This is a genomic window from Saccharibacillus kuerlensis DSM 22868 (genome assembly GCF_000378145.1).
Taxonomy (GTDB): domain Bacteria; phylum Bacillota; class Bacilli; order Paenibacillales; family Paenibacillaceae; genus Saccharibacillus; species Saccharibacillus kuerlensis.
In genome coordinates this window covers 467,920-488,348 of record NZ_KB899277.1, presented here as the reverse complement: position 1 = coordinate 488,348, position 20,429 = coordinate 467,920, and the positions used below count along the sequence as shown (strand labels likewise).

Here is a 20,429-nt window from a genome sequence, read left to right as displayed (position 1 = left end):
CACATGTCCATACGTTTACGTCTTACTGCCTGGTATTCGGGCATCCTCGCGCTAACTTTGTTAATGTTCAGCGCGGTTATCTATACTTTTGTCTATTACAACACGTATGAAAACACTTATGACACTTGGCAGAGCCGGATTCGGGAGCAGATTCGGCAGAGTATTGTCGAAGACAATATTGGGATGGTCACTTCCGATATCAGCATTGATAACATTTTGAAAACGATCGACAGCCGGCTGTATGTACAAATTTATTATTATGATAAAGGGGTTCTGCAGCAGTCGAATAATATGACATACGGCAGCAGCACTTTGAAGTTCGACATTCCTCCGTTCAATAACGTCAAACAGGAGTTCAGCCGTATCCGTTCCGACGGTCGACCGTATTTGATGTATCAACAGATGCTCCGAACCAAAGCTACGGGATCGCCCGTACTCCTTCAAATTGCAGCCAGTACCGAAGAAGCGGAAAACATGCTCTCCGATCTGCGCTTTATTCTGGTGCTCGGCTCGATTTCGACACTGATCTTCGCCTCGACGCTGGGAATGTTTCTTGCCCGTAAATCGATGGCGCCGATCGGAAAAGTCATCGAGGCGGCCAATGCGGTGCAGACGAGCAGCGATCTCAGTGTGCGTATCGATTATACAGGTCCGCAGGATGAGGTCGGTCAATTGATCAGTACGGTTAACCGAATGATGGCGCGAACGGAAATGTTCTATAAAGATTTGGAAGAATCGTATCGTGCACAGCGGCGCTTCGTGTCGGATGCCTCGCACGAGCTTCGTACGCCATTGACGACAATACGGGGCAACACCGATCTGCTCAAAAAGATATGGACAATGGAGACCATGCCTTCGGGGCTCAGTGAAGAAGATCTGCGGGAGATGTCGGTCGAGGCGATCGGCGATATTGCCGGCGAGTCGGAACGAATGAGCCGACTAATCAGTGATATGCTGTCGCTTGCTCGCGCAGATGCCGGCCAGACCATTCAGAAAGAGCTGCTGCAGCTGGGCCCGCTGGTGGAAGAAGTGGTCCGCCGCGCACAGTTTCTGCCGCATCGGGCGGAATGGGTTCCGGGCGATCTGACTGCACTCGACGGTATTGCCGTTGTAGGAAGCAAAGATTATTTGCAGCAGATGCTGTTTATCTTTATTGAAAATGCTTTTAAATACACAATGGAGGGCCGGGTATCACTTGATATTATTCTGTATCGCCAGCAGGTTGGCATTCGGGTAAAAGATACGGGAATCGGTATGGACAAAGACGAAGTGCCGCATATTTTCGAGCGCTTCTACCGGGCTGACGAATCACGGGGCAAAACGCCGGGAACCGGGTTGGGTCTGTCGATTGCGAAGTGGATTATTGACGAACATCAAGGTTCGGTCGAGGTTGTCACAGTCAAGGGAGAAGGGACGACCTTTATTATCTGGTTGCCGGCGCTGTTTCCCGAAATCAATTCGGCTGCAGCTGCGGAAGAAATTATCGATATCCAATCGCAGGACGAGAACGAAGAAGGAAAATTGGGAGAGCAGAAATAGCGCTGAACATACCGCTCCATTGGCCTCCTTTCTTCAAGGCGTCCAATACGGTATAATCGGGGTATGCGCGAACTGCGCTTAAGACAAGAAATCCGAAAGCAGGTGCTGATAGATGGAAGTTCTACGTATCGCCCCGCGCGGCTACTGTTACGGCGTAGTCGATGCGATGGTGCTCGCAAGACAAGCGGCCAAAAACCTCGATCTGCCCCGGCCTATTTATATACTGGGGATGATTGTGCATAATGCACACGTTACCCAATCGTTCGAGGATGAAGGGATCGTAACGCTCGACGGACCGAACCGTCTCGAAATTTTGGAGCAGGTGGACAAGGGTACGGTTATTTTCACCGCACACGGCGTATCGCCGGAAGTGCGTAAACGTGCGCGTGAACGGGGACTGACGACCGTCGATGCGACATGTCCGGATGTAACGAAGACACATGATCTGATTCGTGAGAAGACCGAGGACGGTTACACGGTTATTTATATCGGTAAGAAAAATCATCCCGAACCGGAAGGCGCCATCGGAGTCGCTCCGGATCATGTTCATTTGATTGAAAAAGAAGAAGAGATCGAGCAGCTTAATATACCGTCAGGCAAAATCATTATTACGAACCAGACAACGATGAGCCAGTGGGATATCAAAGTAATCATGAAAAAATTGCTGGAACGCTATCCGGGTGCCGAAGTGCATAATGAAATTTGCCTTGCAACCCAAGTGCGCCAGGAGGCCGTTGCCGAGCAGGCCGGCCAAGCCGATCTGGTTATCGTGGTCGGTGACCCTCGCAGCAACAATTCCAATCGTCTGGCACAGGTGTCGGAAGAGATCGCGGGAACGACCGCTTACCGGGTATCGGATGTCAGTGAGATCAAACAGGAATGGTTAATGGGCATTCAGAAGGTAGCGGTTACCGCCGGAGCTTCGACACCGACTCCGATTACGAAAGAAGTTATTCAATATCTGGAACAGTTCGAAGAAAGCGATCCTTCCACATGGGAGATCAAACGTACTATTGATATGAAGAAGCTGCTGCCGCCTGTACGGCAGAAGACGAAAGCCAAAGCGGAGTAAAAAGTAGAGTAAAGGCAGAGTGAACGCAGAGCAAAAGCAAAATCTGAAGTTTTTGAACGCTTTAGCAGACAGCATAAAAAGCCGGAATGCGAGGAACACGCATTCCGGCTTTTTGTGCGCAATCGTTTACAGGAACGGACAGAGTGACGAAAGACTAGATTAGCACATACGTGGCACGCAGCGGGCCATGTACGCCGACAACAAGCTGCATTTCAATATCGGCCGAGTTCGACGGTCCGGAGATCATATTGATGCAGGAGCCGATGTCTTCACCGGATTCAATACGGCGATTGAGATCGGTCATAGCCTGCGTCGAACGCGGTACGATGCTTTTGCGCTCAATTACGGCAATATAATGCGCCGGCAGAAAATGCAGCGCCCGCCCTTGATCAGGACGGCTCAGCAGTACAACCGTACCGGATTCGGCCAATGTATAATCGGCGAAAACGAGCGCAATATTTGCGGCCTCGGCACGCCGAATATTTTCCTGGCGTCCGGCCTGTTCCGACCATACGAAGTCGCCGGAGAAGGAGAGTCCGTATTCAGTGAACCGGGGGTCGCCGGAACGGATAAGCGGACCGCCGCCGTATCCGTCGATCAGGTCGTCCAGCGTGGACTGAAGCAGCGCAGGTGTCGATTCAATCACCTGCGTATGAATAAAAAAGCATTGTTCTTTAAGGATTTCGACCAACTGCTCCGGTGTCCGGTCGGCCAGTGTATCCAGGTGTACCGTATGCTTCCAATCGGGACGGCGAACAGGTTCGGTTCTGCGAGGACGCTTAAGGCTTTCCGCCACCCGGTTTAAGAACGACTCGCGTTTTTCAGTGTCGGTAGAACTTCCTTCATGGAAAGTACGGGGATTCATGGAAGCCGACCTCCTTCTTTTTTGGTCCGATTCTCATACCATGTGCGGAAGCCGTCCCGTTCTTTAACGGGCTGAGGCATGTCCCGCACACCGATCCAGCCCGATAGAGGAGCGGGACCGCGTACAACCCGTCCATGTTTGCTCATGAACTTGGTCATCGGGTTTGCCAGCCGCAGCGTACTGCGGAACATGCGCGGCGACGACAGCAGCTTGCCGGCCGCTTTCATCTGCGCCCGGTCGATCGCACCGGTCCGTCCCTGAGAGACAATATTCTGCCGATGAAGAATCAGCTGTTCATGCAGCGGAATTTTAACCGGACAGACATCGGTGCAGGCACCGCAAAGACTGGAAGCATACGGAAGCTCTTTGTATTCGTCATATCCGCCGAGAAGAGGAGTGATAACGGCTCCAATAGGTCCCGGATAGATTGAGCCGTAAGCATGTCCACCAATGTGGCGATACACCGGACAGACATTCAAGCAGGCACCGCATCGAATACATTGAAGCGCTTCCCAGAATTCGCCTGCCAGAATTTCCGAACGGCCATTATCTACGATAACCAGATGGAATTCTTCGGGCCCGTCGGATTCTCCCTCTTCCCGTGGACCCATAACGGTAATGTAGCTGGTCAGCTTCTGTCCGACTGCGCTTCGGCAGAGCAGGTTATCCAGAACTTCCATTTCTTCAAGCGTCGGCACGATCCGTTCCATGCCCATTACGGCAATGTGAGTCTTTGGAAGAGCAGCAGTCAAGTCGCCGTTGCCTTCGTTAGTAACGAGGTTGATTGCCCCCATATTCGCGACAGCAAAGTTGCATCCGGTAATGCCAATTTCGGCTTCAAGAAACTTCTCGCGCAGCACTTTACGTGCAAAGCCGGCCAAGTGTTCCGGCGTTTCGTCTCCTTTATAACTGAGTTTGGAAGCGAACACATCGCGAATCTGCTCCCGGTTTTTGTGCAGGGCGGGGGCGACGATATGCGAAGGCGGATCCCAATCGTCTTCCTGTAAAATATACTCACCCAGATCGCTTTCAATGACCTCGCACCCGGCTTTCATCAATACCTGGTTCATCTCGATTTCTTCCGTAACCATCGACTTCGACTTCACAACTTTCGTTGCCTGTTTGCTTTGGACGACATCCCGGATATAGCCGCTCGCTTCTTCTTTAGTTCGGGCAAAATAAACGTGGCCGCCGCGGCGCTCGACGTTATCCGCCATCTGTTCCAAATAATAGTCCAAGTTCTCCAGCGTATGCTGCCGGATCTGCTGTCCCAGCTCACGCCAGCGTTCCCAATCGCCCAGTGATGTGGCAGCGGTCAAACGACGTGTCTTTAGACTGTCCTGCGCAGAACCGACGGCACCACGCATGAAGGCGTCGCCGATTCCGTCAGCCGTACGTGTATCGAAATCCCGTTTGTCGGTTTGCATACTCATAGGAAAGCTCCTCCTTTGGCGGCAGAAGGCCGGATATTCGCAGGCGAAGCATGATTAAGAACTTCTGCAATATGCATGATTTTGATCGGTTTTCCTGTGCGCGACATACGTCCGCCAATGTTCATCAGACAGCCCATGTCCGCGCTGATGAGATACTCGGCTCCCGTTTCGGCAATGCAGGCGCTTTTCTCGTCAACCATCTGCTCGGAGATCTCCGGCATTTTAACCGAGAAGGTTCCGCCAAATCCGCAGCAGTTATCGGAATTTTTAAGGGGCTCCAGCTGCAATCCGTCGACATTTTCGAGCAGCAAAAAAGGCGTTTCGGTTTCTCCGAGCAGCCTGCTCATATGACAGGAGCGATGGTAAGTCGCACTGCCTTCAAGCCGGGCGCCCACATCGCTAACTCCAAGCACGCGGACAATAAACTGAGTAAATTCATACGATTTCTCTTTTAGAGCAATCGCTTTCATTTCCCACTGCGGATCGCCCTTGAAGATGTGAGGATACTCGTGGAACATCGCGATGCAGGAACCCGAAGGTCCCACAACATAATCAGAGTGTTCAAAAGCACGCATCATATTGATCATGGCTTGTTTTGATTCTTCCAAATAACCGCTATTGTAAGTCGGCTGCCCGCAGCATACTTGAGAAGCGGGAAAATCTGTTTCGCAGCCGAGCCGTTCGAGTACTTCGACCATTGCTTTGCCGACATCAGGGAACATGAGGTCGACCAGGCAGGTCGAGAAGATGCTGACTTTCATTCATCATCCCTCCGTTTCTTCTCCATTGTACTCCCCTCTATTCAACTTGAAAACCATAAAAGCAGAAAAACAAATTAAAAATCATTATAAAACAACATAAATAACACATTAAAATGTTGACAATAAAAATTGATAACGTTTACAATGCAAGAGAAGAAACTATGTTTAAACTCATTTTCGAGGAGGCAGGGCCGGTGCAAAAACATCAAATGTACATTGACGGACAATTTACCGATGCGGAAAATGGAGAATGGATGGATGTAACCAATCCGTCGACAGACGAGGTGGTTTCACAGGTGCCGAAAGCAACCCGGCAGGATGTTGTACGGGCGATTGATGCGGCAGAGGCTGCACAGGACGCATGGGAAGAGACTCCGGCTGTGGAGCGCGGCGTATATCTGCACCGGATTGCGGACGGGATCCGTGAACAGGCCGGAGAGATTGCACGCCTCATTTCGGAAGAAGTCGGTAAAACGATGGAATTGTCGACAGTGGAGGTTAACTTTACAGCGGATTATATGGATTATATGGCGGAATGGGCGCGGCGTTATGAGGGCGAGATTGTTCAGAGCGACCGCGACAATGAGAATATTTTTGTTTTCAAAAGAGCAATCGGTGTGACAACGGGTATTCTTCCTTGGAACTTCCCGTTCTTCTTGATCGCCCGCAAGATGGCTCCTGCTCTGATTACAGGCAATACGATCGTCGTCAAGCCGAGCGTCGAGTCGCCGAATAACGCGATCGCTTTTGCGAAAATCGTAGATAAGGTGGGTCTGCCGAAAGGTGTGTTCAACCTGGTGACCGGACGCGGCGGCGAAGTAGGCAATGAACTGGCGAGCAATCCGAAGGTGGGCATGGTCAGTCTGACAGGAAGTGTGCCTGCAGGACAAAAAGTTATGGAAGCCGCTGCCCAAAATATTACCAAAGTCAGTCTGGAGCTTGGCGGCAAAGCGCCGGCTATTGTGCATAAAGATGCCGACCTTGATCTGGCGGTCAAATCGATCGTCGACTCTCGTGTTATCAATACAGGCCAGGTCTGCAACTGCGCGGAGCGCGTGTATGTGCATGAAGAGATCAAAGAGGAGTTCACCAATCGATTGGTCGAAGCTATGAAAGCCGTCAAGTACGGAGACCCGCTAAAAGAAAACGATATTCAGATGGGACCGCTGATCAACAAGGATGCTCAAGACTCGGTTCAGGCGAAAGTCGATCGTGCTGTAGAGCAGGGGGCGAAGGTACTGCTGGGCGGCAGCAAGGTTGAAGGCGTAGGCAGCTTCTATGAGCCGACTGTTATTGGCGATGCAAGCAACGATATGGCAATCATTCAGGAAGAAATCTTTGGACCGGTTATTCCGATCGTATCGTTCAAGACGCTGGATGAAGCGATCACTCTGGCGAACGACAGCGAGTTTGGTCTGACTTCATCGTTGTATACGCAGAACTTGAATGTGGCTATGAAGGTAATCAAGCGTCTGAAGTACGGAGAGACGTACATTAACCGCGAAAACTTCGAAGCGATGCAGGGCTTCCATGCGGGTTGGAGAAAATCCGGAATCGGCGGCGCCGATGGCAAGCACGGACTGAACGAATATTTGCAAACTCATGTGGTCTACCTGCAATATGACAAGGGTGTTCAATAAAAGTCGAGTAAAACTTAATGAAAATCCAGTGGAAAATCAGTAATGATTCCGTGAAGTTCAGTAAAATTAAGTGAAAGCCAGGTAAGAAATCTGAAGTCGTAGAATGTGGAGAACCGCCGACAGGCGCGTTCTTCACATTTTCTTTTTCATCAAACGATACAAGTTATGGCTTGTCGCCTGTGGCTTATGGCTTGTGGCAATACGGTTTGCAGAAATGCGCCGAGAAAGCGAAGGATAAGACTTAAGCAGAAAAGCTGTGTTTGATCGCAAGCGGATGTTGTGATTTTAAACGTAATTTCATGCTCTTAGGGTTGACGAAGAGCATTTTTTTTGTTAACATTTCTTTACTGGGTAAAAGCATAAAAGCATAGAAGCGTTTAAGTGAGAAAGAGTGCGTCAGTCGAAGACAATCGGGAACCTTGTTCCCATTCCCATAATGGAAGGAAGAGATAATATGATCGCTATTTTGTCGAACCAAGCTCCGGAGGAGCAGCTGCAGGAAGTTATCCGCGTTATTGAAAAAGAAGGATTGACCGTTCATCTGTCGAGAGGAGCGGACCGTACGGTCGTGGGTCTGATCGGCAAAGCCGAGCCAAGATTGGCCGAGCATCTGCGCCAAATGAAAGGCGTCGAAGACGTCGTGAAGATCTCCAAATCGTACAAGCTCGCAAGCCGGGACTTCCATCCGGAAAATACCGTTATTCAGATTGGTGACGTTAAGATCGGCGGCGGAGAACTCGTTGTTATGGGCGGACCGTGTGCAGTCGAGTCGGCAGAGCAGATCGACGAGATTGCCCGCCTTGTAAAGGCAGCCGGAGGCCAAGTGCTGCGAGGCGGCGCTTTCAAACCTCGTACTGGTCCTTACAGCTTCCAGGGCGTTGGAGTCGAAGGATTGATCATGATGGCCGAAGCAGGTAAAAAACACGGTCTGCTGACGATCACTGAAGTCATGACGCCGGAATACGTTGATATCTGTGCGGAGTATGCGGACATTCTACAAATTGGTACGCGCAATATGCAGAACTTTGATCTGCTGCGCAAACTGGGCACATGTGGTCGTCCGGTTCTGCTCAAGCGCGGCTTCAGTGCAACATACGATGAGCTGCTGAACGCAGCCGAGTATATTTTGGCAGGCGGCAATCCCGACGTTATGCTGTGCGAGCGTGGTATCCGCACGTTTGAGTCCTATACGCGCAACACGCTTGATCTGGCGGCGATCCCTGCTTTGCAGAGCTTGAGTCACCTTCCGGTCATTTCCGACCCGAGTCACGGGACAGGGCGTCGTGAGCTGGTCGAACCGATGGCCAAAGCTTCTGTTGCCGCAGGTGCGGACGGTCTGATTATCGAAATGCATACCGATCCCGACAACTCTATGACGGGTGACGGTGTTCAATCCTTGTTCCCTGACCAGTTTGCCGGACTGCTCCGCGATCTGGAACAGCTGTCCCCAATTGTAGGCAAGAGTTTCGCTACATCGAAAGCGGAAGCGGATGCTTTTAAAAATTGGGCAATCGTTTAAATTTTTAAGGCGGTCGTTCAAAAAAGAATGCCCGCTTCGCCTGCTTGAAAAAAACGGAAAGCCCGCGTCGTACCGCTGTTTGTGGTCGACGTCGGGCTTTCTTGACAAAGCTCCCTAAATTGCATCAAAGTGTGAGCATAACTCACATTGCCATAAAAAATACCTGACATGAGTATTGACTGCTAAATAGCGTCGTTTTATAATGACGACAGCGAAAAAAGAGCATGAACGTTTCATAATGTATATCCGTTCAATGTTCGGAAATTTGGGAGGAAAGTGACATGTCGGTAGAAAAAGTATTGAAGCTTATTCAAGAGAATAGCATCGAGTGGGTTGATTTCCGTTTCGTGGATCTGTCTGGAAAAGTTCATCACATTTCGGTTCCTGCCAGCGCTGTTGAAGAAGAAACGTTTGAGAACGGGGTAGCTTTCGACGGATCGTCGATTCCGGGCTTCCGCGGTATCGAAGAATCGGATATGGTCATGATACCGGATGCTGAATCGGTATACATTGACGCTTTCACTGCGCATCCAACATTGAACATCATGTGCGATATCTATACGCCGGACGGCGAGCACTATGACCGCGATCCGCGCGGTATTGCCAAGAAAGCCGAAGCGTTCATGCAGGCAAGCGGCGTAGGTTCCGATGCGTTCTTCGCGCCGGAGTCCGAGTTCTTCATCTTCGACGATGTCCGTTACCAAAGCGGCATGAACAGTTCCTCGTACTCCGTCGATTCCGAGGAAGCAGCCTGGAATACCAACCGCAAGGAAGAAGGCGGCAACCTGGGCTTCAAAGTAGGCGTCAAAGGCGGATATGTACCGGTCGCTCCGGTGGACAGCCAACAAGATATCCGCAGCGAAATGTGCCGTCTGCTCGAAGAAGCGGGCCTTGTGATCGAACGTCACCACCATGAAGTGGCGACAGCCGGACAAGCGGAAATTAATTTCCGTTTCGACACGCTTAAGAAAACGGCAGACAATCTGCTTAAATACAAATACATTGTACACAACACTGCTCGCCAGTACGGCAAAACGGCAACGTTTATGCCTAAACCGCTCTTCGGCGACAACGGCAGCGGCATGCACGTTCACCAATCGATCTTCAAAGATGGAGAGCCGCTGTTCTACGAAAAAGGCGGTTATGCAAACTTGAGCGAGACGGCACTGCACTATATCGGCGGTCTGCTGTATCATGCTCCGTCTCTGATTGCGCTGACCAATCCGAGCACGAACTCGTTCAAACGTCTCGTTCCGGGCTATGAAGCGCCGGTTAACCTGGTCTTCTCCAAAGGCAACCGTTCTGCAGCCGTACGTATTCCGGTTGCTGCCGTAACGCCTAAAGGCTGCCGCATCGAGTTCCGTACGCCGGACTCCACGGCCAACCCTTACCTGGCATTCTCGGCCATGCTGATGGCAGGCCTGGACGGTATCAAGAAAAAGATCAATCCGATCGAGCTGGGCTACGGTCCTGCCGACAAAAACCTGTATGAACTGCCGGAAGAAGAGAAAGCGAAAATCCGCAGCGTTCCAGCTTCGCTCGAAGAAGCGCTCGATTCGCTCGAAGCGGACAGCTCCTTCCTGACTGAGGGCGGCGTGTTCTCCGAAGATTTCATCGCCAACTATATCGCGTTCAAACGCGCCGAAGCCAAAGCCGTAGCGATTCGTGTTCATCCGCACGAATTCAGCCTGTACTACGACTGCTAATCGCCTTTATAAGCGATGGCCAAAAGGACCTGATTCCAACAAAAACAGCCTCCGCTCTGTTTCAGAGCAGAGGCTGTTTTTTTAGAAGCAATTTTCTCGTACGGGCTAAATCCGAACAATCTCGAAAAAATGACAAAAAACGTACAGCACAGGGAAAACGACTCGTTATCGCTTTATCGCGTCTTGGTTTTACTTGAAGTAATGTTAGATTGCTGTTATGATTAACCCTAAATTATGGGCTTGAGGGGGCATTAGATTCATGGGCAAACGGGCTTACAACTTTAATGCGGGACCAGCGGCGCTGCCGCTGGAAGTACTGGAGCGCGCACAGGCGGAATTTGTGGAATTTCAAGGCACGGGCATGTCGATCATGGAAATGTCCCATCGGGGTGCCGTGTATGAGAGTGTACATAATGAAGCGCAGGAGCGGCTGCTGAAGCTGCTTGGCAACCCGACCGGCTACAAGACGCTTTTCCTTCAAGGCGGAGCCAGCACACAGTTTGCAATGCTTCCAATGAATCTGCTGACCCCAGGGAAGAAGGCCGGTTACGTGATGACGGGAAGCTGGGCTTCCAAAGCGGTCAAGGAAGCGAAATTGATCGGTGAAACTTACATCGCAGCTTCGACGGAAAGTGAAAAATTCACGCGCATGCCTTCCCAGGAAGAGATCAACGTGCAGGATGACACAGCTTATCTGCACGTCACTTCGAACGAGACGATCGAAGGTACCCAATTCGCTGATTATCCGGATACCGGCAGCGTACCGTTGATCGCCGATCTGTCCAGCGATATTTTCTGCCGTCCTCTCGATATCGAGAAGTTCGGAATGATCTATGCAGGCGCCCAGAAAAACCTGGGTCCGTCAGGTGTAACGGTTGTGGTCGCCCGAGAAGAACTGTTGACTGCAGAAGTCAAAAATATTCCGACCGTATTCCGTTACAGCACCCATTTGTCGAACAACTCGCTGTATAACACACCGCCTTCCTTCTCGATCTATATGGTCAACCAGACACTGCGCTGGATTGAAGAACAGGGTGGGCTTGAAGGCATCGAGGAGAAGAACCGCGCCAAAGCAAATCTGCTGTATGAAGCAATTGACGGCAGCGGTGGTTTCTACAGCGGCGTTGCTCAGGCAGACAGCCGTTCTCTGATGAACGTAACGTTCCGTCTCGGCTCCGAAGAGTTGGAGAAAGCATTTGCCAAAGAAAGCGAACAGCAGGGATTTGTGGGACTAAAAGGTCATCGCAGTGTCGGCGGACTGCGCGCTTCCATCTACAATGCCGTTCCTCGGGAAAGCATTGAGGCGCTGGTTGACTTTATGAACGACTTCATGAAACGCAACGGCTGATCATAATCTTCCCTTAAGCCGGCGATTCGGGTAAAATAGGAAGTAGAAGAGACGGAAAAGCCGCCCAACTTCGGGCGGCTTTTCTTCGCGTTTGCGCCTGCTTCAGCAGAATCGGGCCGTCTCGGTTTAAGAAACGGAGTGAATATCAATTATGGCACTGCATATCGTGCTGGTCGAACCGGAAATACCGGCAAATACCGGCAATATCTCAAGAACTTGCGCCGCTACAGACACCCATTTGCATCTGGTGCGTCCGTTGGGATTCCGCACCGACGATGCTTCACTGAAACGTGCTGGACTCGATTATTGGCCGTCCGTCAAGCTGGAATACCACGATTCGTTTGCTGAACTTCAAGCCAAGTACCCCGAAGGCCGATTTTTTTATGCGACAACGAAGGCTACAAAACGCTACAGCGATATTGAATTCCACGATGGCGATTTTCTTGTATTCGGGAAGGAAACCAAAGGGCTGCCGCCCGAACTTCTTGAAGCTAATCGTGAAAGCTGTATCCGAATGCCTATGAGAACGGAGCATGTTCGTTCCTTGAACTTGTCCAATTCGGTAGCAATCATGCTCTACGAAGCACTCCGCCAACTGGATTTTCCAGGAATGGAGTAACAGAAATTATTTTATGAATTTATGAAGTACCTGATTAGACAAAAAAACGATTATTAACCAACGTTTATTTTTTTATCCGGGAAGAAGGAATTCTCGATTGAAGATCGAATACTTAATGTTGGGTTTGCAGAATTACTTCTGCAGGTGGGGCAGAAACAGCAAACTAAAACAGAAGAGGTGTTTTCAATCATGAAACCAGCTGGAGTAGTCCGGAAAGTCGACCAATTGGGACGCATTGTCCTTCCGAAATCGCTAAGAAAAAGATATCAGATGAACGAAGGCGACCCGGTCGAAATTTTGGTCCAGGGAGATCATATTATTTTGGAGCGTTACCGTCCGAAGTGTGTGTTCTGCGGTTCAATCGATGAAGTCAGCGAGTTTAAGGATCGTTACATTTGCGGAGCATGCGTCTCTGATATGATGCAGCTTCCTAAACATGGCTGAACGGCATTGAAAACATCCGTATCACGCAAAAAAAGAGCCTAAAGGCTCTTTTTTTGCGTTAAGGCGGAAATTGGATCCTTCGCCTGCACAAGTATAGGTCGGTTCATATTGGGTCATTTGAAAAACAGGAAATTTGTCGGTACAGGACGAAGATTGCCGTCCGATGGACGGTTAACGACTCTGCCGTTCATCACAAGCGAGGAAGATCCTCCGCCGTCAAGATTGTAGGCATTCACGACGCCGATCTTGTACAGTTGGTTCTGAATCTCTTCCAGTGTCGCGCCGGAACGGCCGCCTTCATTGTACCCGTCGATAACAAAGATAATCAGCTGATCATCTTTGTAGCTGCCGATGATCGTACGCGGAGCTCTTTTCGGCGAAGCCTTCCATTTGGAAGGAATGGCCGTCTTTTTCCCATTCTCAAGCAGGATCGGAACAAACGAAGCGCCGAACTGCGGCCGCAGTCGGTCCAGTTCATTTTGACGATTGAATTTGCCTCCGATCAGCTTGCCGGAATTGTTCAGACCGACAAAATACAGATCTTTGAAGCTGGACTCAAATCCGGTGAGATACTTGCCGTTCATAACGGTCGTACTGAGCGGATAACGCTTGCCGTCCTGATCCGCAAAGCCTCCGGCATTGATTCCGGCGATTGCGCCGTTACGTTTTACCGCTTTGAGCGTCGTCTCCGAGCTGCCGAGCGTCTCGCCTGCCAGACTCATCCGCATGGCGGATGGGTCTTTCAACTTGACCTTCATCGCATAGCCTGTATACGTAACCGCGTTGACACGGAACAGTTCGATGCGGATCTTATCGCTATCGACCGTCTCAACGGGGCGTCCCAGCTTGGAACCGATTCTCTTATCATAAATACCTTCCGGCCGTTTAGCCTGAATTGACGCTCTTTGTACAATGGATGACATAGCCTGTGTCGTTTGATTGTACAGATTCAGCGTTTTCTGCAGCGACTCGGAGGTTGCTTTGGCATTCTGTTCGGCGACATTCAAATCTTCAAGCAGTTTGGCGGATGCAGCATTCAAGTTTTTATCCGTTTTGTGAGCATCCGTATTCAATTGAAATTCGGTATTGGGCGGAAACAACAGCAGACAGAGCAGCAAGCCGATTACCGGTGCCGCCAACATCAGGAAGAAGCGGTTCATCCGCTGGACGCTCGTCATTTCAGCAGGTCCATTTTCTTCTGAAGCTGGCTGAGCTGGGCCTTGACCTCGTTCAGCTGTGTGTAAAGCTTGTTGCTGTTGTCCGTCTTATTGTTCGCATTATCTTTAGTGAATGTCAGCAGCTCGTTAAACGAATCGACCTTGTTCTGAAGCGCGGCTACTTGTCCATTCAGCTCCGAGAACTGATTTTCGTAATCGGCGCGAAGCTCGGCCATCTGCGTTTCTGTTTGAGTCTGTAGAGCCGAGAGTGTCTGCTCCTGCAGCCTCTGGCTGTACTCGTAAGCGGCGTAGACGAATAAGGCGATAAGTAGGATCCAAAACAACAGAAACCATCTGACGGGAAGCCTGTCCTTTTTCATGGTGCGGGACGGAGCGGAGGTAGGTCCCGTTGAAGCTTTCATTACATCACCTCATTGAAATTTTAAAAAAAGGGCGCCGAGCCCGAATTTCAGTCTTCATTCTATCATGTGGGGTTTTTTTTCGCAAAAGGCGGTTTGTATGCTTTTTCAAACAAAGTTTTCAAATTTCCGCTTAAAATGGTCACCCATTTTTCCTATTATCTTCCCATGCGGATACGACAGATGCATAATCGTTTAGCGCGGCGGCTCCGGCTTCTGTCAGTTTGTAACGCCCTCGTGCTACCCGCTCAAACCAGCCGTAATAGTTCGCCTGCAGCAGGGAAGCGGCTTTGCCGACTCCGCTCGCTTCTTTGAGCATGAGAGGGGAAGCTTCACCGAACATCCACAGCTGGCGGGCGACCTTAAGAGCATTTTCGCGATAAGCAGTCACAATTTTTCGTTTGTTGGAGCCTCCGGTATTATGATCTCCGCTGCGTGCATCAAATTCTGTACGAAGCCGCTTGGCACGAATGCCGGAAGATCGGCCTTGAGGTGCTCCCGCCTCGCACAGTACTTCGACGAACGGCGGTTTTGTCTGGTAAAAGGTAACTGTAATCAGCCCCAGTCCAAGCCGCTCGCAGAGCAGCGTAATCTCACTGAACCGCTGATTGTGAGCCCCTTTCTTGGAACGGTTGCGTTCAACCGCCAAGTAGACGATTCCCCCGGTGCGCTGACGGTCAGAACCCTGCAGCAGCAGCTCAAGGGTAAACGTCTTTTTGATCTCCACAATAAGAGGGCGTTCTTCGTCTTCGCGGTAACCCAGAAGATCGCAGTGACGCACCTCGCTCTTGACCGAATAGCCGCGCTGTTCGAAAAATGATTTGAGCGGTGGATACAGTTCGGTCTCATATTTGACGGCCATGATCCATATACCTCCGATCTAAAATTCAATATCTTATCATACCTCTAAAGAAGGCTCCTGGCAAAAAAGCTTGTGGCGCAAACGACACCTATATATAATAGAAGGAAAAAACATGGGTTTCCGGGCGGAAGAGGGCAGTATGCAGAATCCGGCCGGGAAGGAGGTAGAACGATGGCTTCGATTCACGACGTAGCCAAGGAAGCGGGAGTATCGGTCGCAACCGTTTCTAAGGTGATTAATAACTATCCTGATGTAAGTGATAAAACGCGCAAAAAAGTTAGTCAAACAATCAAGAAACTGAAATATCATCCGAATGTAGCGGCCAGAGGATTGGTTAAAGGACGCTCATGGACAGTAGGTGTGTTCGTTACAACATCTTTTACCAATCCTTTTGTCACAGAGCTTCTGGAAGGAATCAAGACGGCGCTGCAAAACAGCGGTTATGACCTGCTGCATTTGTCGACACGGTTTGACGATCCGACTTATTCTTTTGTCGAACATTGTCTGAGTCGGAATGTGGACGGAGTTGTCGGTTTCGGTATAGATCGAAATGATCCGCATTTGGAAGAGCTGCTGGACTCCGATATTCCGACCATGTTAGTGGACTCGGACATTCAAGGCCGCAGAGCGGCTTATATCACTACGGAAAATAAGACGGGCATTATGCAGGCTGTTGCCCATCTTGCAGAATTGGGACATTCGCGCATTTCCTTTGTTTCCGGCGAGCTGGATAACGCAGTCGGCCAACTGCGTCACGAAGGTTACGTTGAAGGGATGAAGTCGCATAAACTTTCTGTAAATCCGGCGTACGTTAAGATCAGTGACTATTCGATGGAAGGCGGAGCGCAGGCAATGACCGAACTGTTGGAGCTTGAAGAGCGTCCAACCGCCGTCGTTTGTACATCGGATATGATGGCAATCGGTGCTATCAATGTCATTCATCGCAGCGGACTGTCGGTACCGGAAGATATTTCGGTGATCGGATTTGACAATACGTATTATTCGGAAATTTTCAGCCCGGCATTGACGACAGTGAATCAAAATATTCGCTCGATCGGTTCGCATGCCATCGAAACTCTTATCGCAATGATTGAGAATGCGGACTTTACACCATCCGTCGTAACGGAGCCGTCCAACCTTGTCGTTCGCTGCACGACTGCCCAGCTTCGCGATAAATCTGCACTGTAACGCGATTACGCTTTGAATTCCGAAACTGCCTCATACCTTGTTTAATTCTGTATGATTCTAACCCTGACCGTATAACGGCAGGGTTTTTTAATATGTGTTTTATCAATGCTAACAAAATCATAATTTCAATTATTGTTTTCCTAAAAAAATAAAATCAAGATAATAAATATTGATTGTGTTGAAATTTAGAGCGTAGAATGGTACGTTGTTGATAGGATTAAAAGCGGTTACAAATTCGGTATTGGAGGAAGACGCCTTGAACGAAATCAAATGGGAATTGAATGAATGGACTTTTAGGGCTGCAGGAGAAAAAGAGTGGCTTCCAGCGGTCGTCCCAGGCTGTGTGCATAGTGATCTGTACCGGAACGGAAAGATTTCCGACCCTTATTATGGAACAAACGAGCATGATCTTCAGTGGATCGACAAGCGTGATTGGGAATACGAGAGCGTCTTCACCGTGCCGGATGAACTGCTTCATCAGGACAACCTCAGTCTTGTGTTTGATGGATTGGACACCTACGCCGACGTTGAACTGAACGGTCAACGCATATTGTCTGCCGATAATATGTTTCGCACTTGGAGCCTGCCGGCTAAGACTTATCTGCAGAGCGGAGAGAATCGTCTGAGCCTTACCTTCCGTTCCCCCATCAACGAAGATCTTCCGAAGCTGGAGAAGTTGGGGTACGGGCTGCCGGCAGCCAATGACCAATCCGAGTTGGGAGGTCTTGGCGATAAGCGGGTGAGCGTATTTGCGCGCAAAGCGCCTTATCACTATGGTTGGGATTGGGGCCCTCGTTTTGTGACAAGCGGTATTTGGCGGGCGGTTCGCTTGGAAGGATGGACAGGACTGCGAATAACAGATCTGTTTATCCGACAGAATGAAGTCACTTCGTCCAAAGCCAAGCTGACCGCACAGGTGACCATCGAATCCGATCGTGACTTCGAAGGAAGATTGCGTATTGCGACAGAGGGACTGATATTCGAACGGACCGAAAACATTCGTCTAGGTGAAAATACATTGCGTTTCGAATTTGAGCTGGACGATCCAAAGCTGTGGTGGTCGAGAGGACTTGGCGAGGCTTATCTGTATACATTTGCAGCGGCGATTTTGGAAGGAGATTCGGTCAGCGCAGAAAAAAGTGTGAAGACCGGCCTGCGCAGCGTTAAGCTGAAGCGTGAGCGGGACAAAGCCGGAGCTTCGTTCTACATTGAACTGAACGGCGTACCGGTATTCGCCAAAGGCGCCAACCATATTCCAAACGACAATTTCGAGACAGACGTGACCAAGGAAAGATATCATTATGAGATTGTGTCGGCGGTTGAAGCGAATATGAATATGCTTCGCGTATGGGGCGGCGGCATATACGAAGAAGACGTTTTTTATGAACTGTGCGACGAATATGGGATTATGGTCTGGCAGGATTTCATGTTTGCATGCAGCATGTACCCGGGCGACGAGGATTTCTTGGAAAGCGTACGTCACGAAGCCGAAGACAATATTCGCCGATTGCGCAGCCACCCAAGTATCGTACTATGGTGCGGCAACAATGAAATCGATTCGGCATGGGCTCATTATATTCCTGATGGCGGATGGGGCTGGAAGAAAGATTATACGCCGGAACAGCAAAACAACATTTGGGCGGATTACGAAGCAATATTCCACCGGCTGCTGCCGACGGCTCTGTCTAAATATGCGCCGGGTGCGGAGTATTGGCCCTCTTCTCCGCTCGTGTCGCTGAGTAGTGATGCCAATCAGCATGCACATCCGGAAACGTCCGAGGGTGATATTCATTACTGGGGAGTTTGGCACAATTCGGAACCTTTCGAAAACTACAATAAATATATCGGCCGCTTCATGAGCGAGTACGGATTCCAGTCTTTCCCCGAGCACAAATCAGTACTGCAGTATGCACCGGAAGATGCGCTGCAGCTCGATTCCAAGATCATGCTGGCACATCAGAAAAATGGACGCGGCAATTTCCTGATCAAGGAATACATGGACAAGTACCTCCCGGAGCCGAAAGATTTCGTCTCGTTCCTGTACATGAGCCAAGTGCTGCAGGCCGAAGCGATGAAATCGGCGATCGAAGCGCATAGACGCCGTAAGCCTTACTGTATGGGAACGCTGTATTGGCAGATGAACGACAGCTGGCCGGTCGCCTCATGGTCGGGCATTGACTACTACGGACGCTGGAAGGCGCTGCATTATTATGCTCGCCGCAGCTTCCGGGATTTGTCCGTCTCTATTGACGGAACGAACGGGAAAGATCTGAACTTCCATATTCTAAACGATCGTTTGCAGCCGGCAGAGGCTTCGCTTCGTCTTCAATTGCTGAGCTTCGGCGGTGAGATGCTGCATGAACTGGTGCTGCCGGTAGAAGTGGGAGCCAATACCGCGCTTCAAGTCTACTCGGTCAAAGAGGAAGATCTGCTTGGGCAGGAGATTCCAGAGCGTACCGTGCTGCTGGCGGAGCTGGAACAGGAAGGCCAAATCCTTGATCAGCGCACGCATTATTTTGTATCGGCACGCGAAATTGAACTGCCGCAGCCGAATATCCGTGCAACCCGGTCGGACGACGGGGATGGCCGGACGACGATCGCTCTGGAAACAGATGTCCTGGCCAAACAAATCTGGTTGTCGGCGGAAGAGGAAGGTGTGTTCACTGACAACTACTTCGACCTTGTCCCGGGCGAAAAAATCTTTATCGAGTTCTGGGGTCGTCAACCGGATGGCACGCTGGCGCATGGCGACGCAGGCGCTGTTAAAGTCAGATCGATGGCCGATTTCATCAAGCGAGATTAGACTTCCTACAGCAGTATAACGAATACCGTAATAGAAGTACTCTTTTCTAATAAAAGCCGATCAAACCGAATAAACCGCCGTCTCTTTCGAGAGATGGCGGTTTTGCGTTTGACTGCGAAGGCTTATGCTTGTTCCGCTAAGTAAGAGAGGCGTATAATAAACAGATGAGAGTTTAAAACGAGACGAGGGACGTGCAAAATGGAGCCAACACCGATCCGAACTACGCGCAGTTACAAGATGGCTCGCGTATTTCCTACCGACGTCAACAGTTATCAGACCCTATTCGGGGGCAGATTGATGGCTTATATCGACGACATCGCTTCAATCGCCGCGGCCAAGCTGTCGCGTGCCAACACCATTACGGCTTCGACGGATTCCGTCGATTTTCTGTATCCTATTTATATGACCGACTCGGTGACGCTGGAATCATTCGTGACTTGGACAGGACGCAGTTCGATGGAGACATTCGTGAAAGTCATCCGTGAAGATCTGAAAAGCGGCGATCGGCAGATCGCCGCGACGGCATTCTTGACCTTCGTGGCGATGGATGACCATGGACGGAAAATCGAGATTCCGGCAGTTTATCCGGAGACGGAAGAGGAACGCCAGCTGCACGAAAGTGCGCCGATAAGGGCTGAAATGCGCAAGCAGCGTAGGGAAGCAAGCCGTACATTGGCCGGATTTTTAACGACAAGTTATCCATGGGAGCCGGAGCGAGATTAGGTTGTAAAAAGATTCTAACTTTATTTTATTAAGCTACTTGTAAAAAAGATCATCATCATTTATGATGGAATGAGAAATGAGAATTCTTTTGCCAAAAAATGGTATATCAAATAATGAAAAAATGTAATGAAAACAAATGAATAAAGGATCTTCGGGGTAGGGTGAAATTCCCGACCGGCGGTAATGGTTCGTGTGACGAACCTAGCCCGCGACTCCGATGGTTTCTTCAAAAAGAAACTGTTGGACTGATCTGGTGTGATTCCAGAGCCGACGGTACAGTCCGGATGGGAGAAGATCAGCGCAGACATGCCGGTGCAATCCGACTGCAGGT

Annotated in this window: 17 protein-coding genes and 1 riboswitch; of the genes, 11 read left to right on the top strand and 6 right to left on the bottom strand. The window is 50.1% G+C overall.

Annotation, left to right across the window (positions count from 1 at the left end):
* The first annotated feature begins 3 nt into the window (after window positions 1-3).
* Entirely contained in the window at window positions 4-1,539 is a 1,536-nt protein-coding gene (locus F456_RS0102285) for a sensor histidine kinase (protein ID WP_018975387.1), read from the top strand.
* A 112-nt stretch (window positions 1,540-1,651) separates the two neighbouring features.
* A complete protein-coding gene (locus F456_RS0102280; protein WP_018975386.1) occupies window positions 1,652-2,611 on the top strand; it encodes a 4-hydroxy-3-methylbut-2-enyl diphosphate reductase in 960 nt (319 codons plus the stop codon).
* A 154-nt stretch (window positions 2,612-2,765) separates the two neighbouring features.
* Here the strand turns inward: F456_RS0102280 and F456_RS0102275 are convergent, their stop codons facing one another.
* The 3 genes from F456_RS0102275 to F456_RS0102265 are packed head-to-tail and all read right to left on the bottom strand — an operon-like array spanning window position 2,766 to window position 5,670.
* Entirely contained in the window at window positions 2,766-3,476 is a 711-nt protein-coding gene (locus tag F456_RS0102275; protein WP_018975385.1) for a LutC/YkgG family protein, read from the bottom strand.
* Window positions 3,473-4,909, bottom strand: coding sequence for a LutB/LldF family L-lactate oxidation iron-sulfur protein (locus tag F456_RS0102270; RefSeq protein ID WP_018975384.1), 1,437 nt, complete (start codon window positions 4,907-4,909; stop codon window positions 3,473-3,475). The genes F456_RS0102275 and F456_RS0102270 overlap by 4 nt, the downstream gene beginning before the upstream one ends.
* On the bottom strand, window positions 4,906-5,670 hold the full coding sequence (locus F456_RS0102265) for a (Fe-S)-binding protein (protein ID WP_018975383.1): 765 nt from the start codon (window positions 5,668-5,670) through the stop codon (window positions 4,906-4,908). The genes F456_RS0102270 and F456_RS0102265 overlap by 4 nt, the downstream gene beginning before the upstream one ends.
* Before the next feature lie 161 nt (window positions 5,671-5,831).
* On the opposite strand from F456_RS0102265, the gene aldA reads away from it, so the two are divergent.
* From aldA to F456_RS0102235, 6 genes are all read left to right on the top strand, one after another.
* On the top strand, window positions 5,832-7,310 hold the full coding sequence (gene aldA, locus F456_RS0102260; RefSeq protein ID WP_018975382.1) for an aldehyde dehydrogenase: 1,479 nt from the start codon (window positions 5,832-5,834) through the stop codon (window positions 7,308-7,310).
* A 454-nt stretch (window positions 7,311-7,764) separates the two neighbouring features.
* On the top strand, window positions 7,765-8,829 hold the full coding sequence (aroF, locus tag F456_RS0102255; protein ID WP_018975381.1) for a 3-deoxy-7-phosphoheptulonate synthase: 1,065 nt from the start codon (window positions 7,765-7,767) through the stop codon (window positions 8,827-8,829).
* A 281-nt stretch (window positions 8,830-9,110) separates the two neighbouring features.
* Window positions 9,111-10,535 (top strand): type I glutamate--ammonia ligase, encoded by a 1,425-nt coding sequence (glnA, locus tag F456_RS0102250; protein ID WP_018975380.1) that lies wholly within the window; start codon window positions 9,111-9,113, stop codon window positions 10,533-10,535.
* Window positions 10,536-10,794: 259 nt separating this feature from the next.
* The gene (gene serC, locus F456_RS0102245) at window positions 10,795-11,883 is read left to right on the top strand and encodes a 3-phosphoserine/phosphohydroxythreonine transaminase (protein WP_018975379.1); all 1,089 of its coding nucleotides are present in this window, start codon (window positions 10,795-10,797) and stop codon (window positions 11,881-11,883) included.
* Window positions 11,884-12,034: 151 nt separating this feature from the next.
* Window positions 12,035-12,502 (top strand): tRNA (uridine(34)/cytosine(34)/5-carboxymethylaminomethyluridine(34)-2'-O)-methyltransferase TrmL, encoded by a 468-nt coding sequence (gene trmL / locus F456_RS0102240; protein WP_018975378.1) that lies wholly within the window; start codon window positions 12,035-12,037, stop codon window positions 12,500-12,502.
* Window positions 12,503-12,691: 189 nt separating this feature from the next.
* Window positions 12,692-12,946, top strand: a complete 255-nt coding sequence (locus F456_RS0102235; protein WP_018975377.1) for an AbrB/MazE/SpoVT family DNA-binding domain-containing protein — start codon at window positions 12,692-12,694, stop codon at window positions 12,944-12,946.
* A gap of 113 nt (window positions 12,947-13,059) precedes the next feature.
* Here F456_RS0102235 and F456_RS0102230 read toward each other — a convergent pair whose 3' ends face one another.
* From F456_RS0102230 to F456_RS0102220, 3 genes are all read right to left on the bottom strand, one after another.
* The gene (locus F456_RS0102230; protein ID WP_018975376.1) at window positions 13,060-14,124 is read right to left on the bottom strand and encodes a phosphodiester glycosidase family protein; all 1,065 of its coding nucleotides are present in this window, start codon (window positions 14,122-14,124) and stop codon (window positions 13,060-13,062) included.
* Complete coding sequence (locus tag F456_RS0102225; protein ID WP_018975375.1) at window positions 14,121-14,525, bottom strand: hypothetical protein; 405 nt, start codon at window positions 14,523-14,525, stop codon at window positions 14,121-14,123. Before F456_RS0102225 ends, F456_RS0102230 begins: the two co-directional genes overlap by 4 nt.
* A 139-nt stretch (window positions 14,526-14,664) precedes the next feature.
* Entirely contained in the window at window positions 14,665-15,384 is a 720-nt protein-coding gene (locus tag F456_RS0102220) for a DUF2161 domain-containing phosphodiesterase (protein ID WP_018975374.1), read from the bottom strand.
* Between the two features lie 171 nt (window positions 15,385-15,555).
* Between F456_RS0102220 and F456_RS0102215 the strand changes: the two genes are divergently transcribed.
* The 3 genes from F456_RS0102215 to F456_RS0102205 all read left to right on the top strand — a co-directional run bounded on the left by F456_RS0102215 (window position 15,556) and on the right by F456_RS0102205 (window position 20,098).
* On the top strand, window positions 15,556-16,572 hold the full coding sequence (locus tag F456_RS0102215; protein ID WP_018975373.1) for a LacI family DNA-binding transcriptional regulator: 1,017 nt from the start codon (window positions 15,556-15,558) through the stop codon (window positions 16,570-16,572).
* A 256-nt stretch (window positions 16,573-16,828) separates the two neighbouring features.
* A complete protein-coding gene (locus tag F456_RS0102210) occupies window positions 16,829-19,375 on the top strand; it encodes a beta-mannosidase (RefSeq protein ID WP_018975372.1) in 2,547 nt (848 codons plus the stop codon).
* Between the two features lie 198 nt (window positions 19,376-19,573).
* Window positions 19,574-20,098: an acyl-CoA thioesterase gene (locus F456_RS0102205; protein ID WP_018975371.1), complete on the top strand. Its 525-nt coding sequence runs from the start codon at window positions 19,574-19,576 to the stop codon at window positions 20,096-20,098.
* Between the two features lie 143 nt (window positions 20,099-20,241).
* Window positions 20,242-20,398, top strand: a riboswitch (FMN riboswitch).
* The last annotated feature ends 31 nt before the right edge of the window (window positions 20,399-20,429 follow it).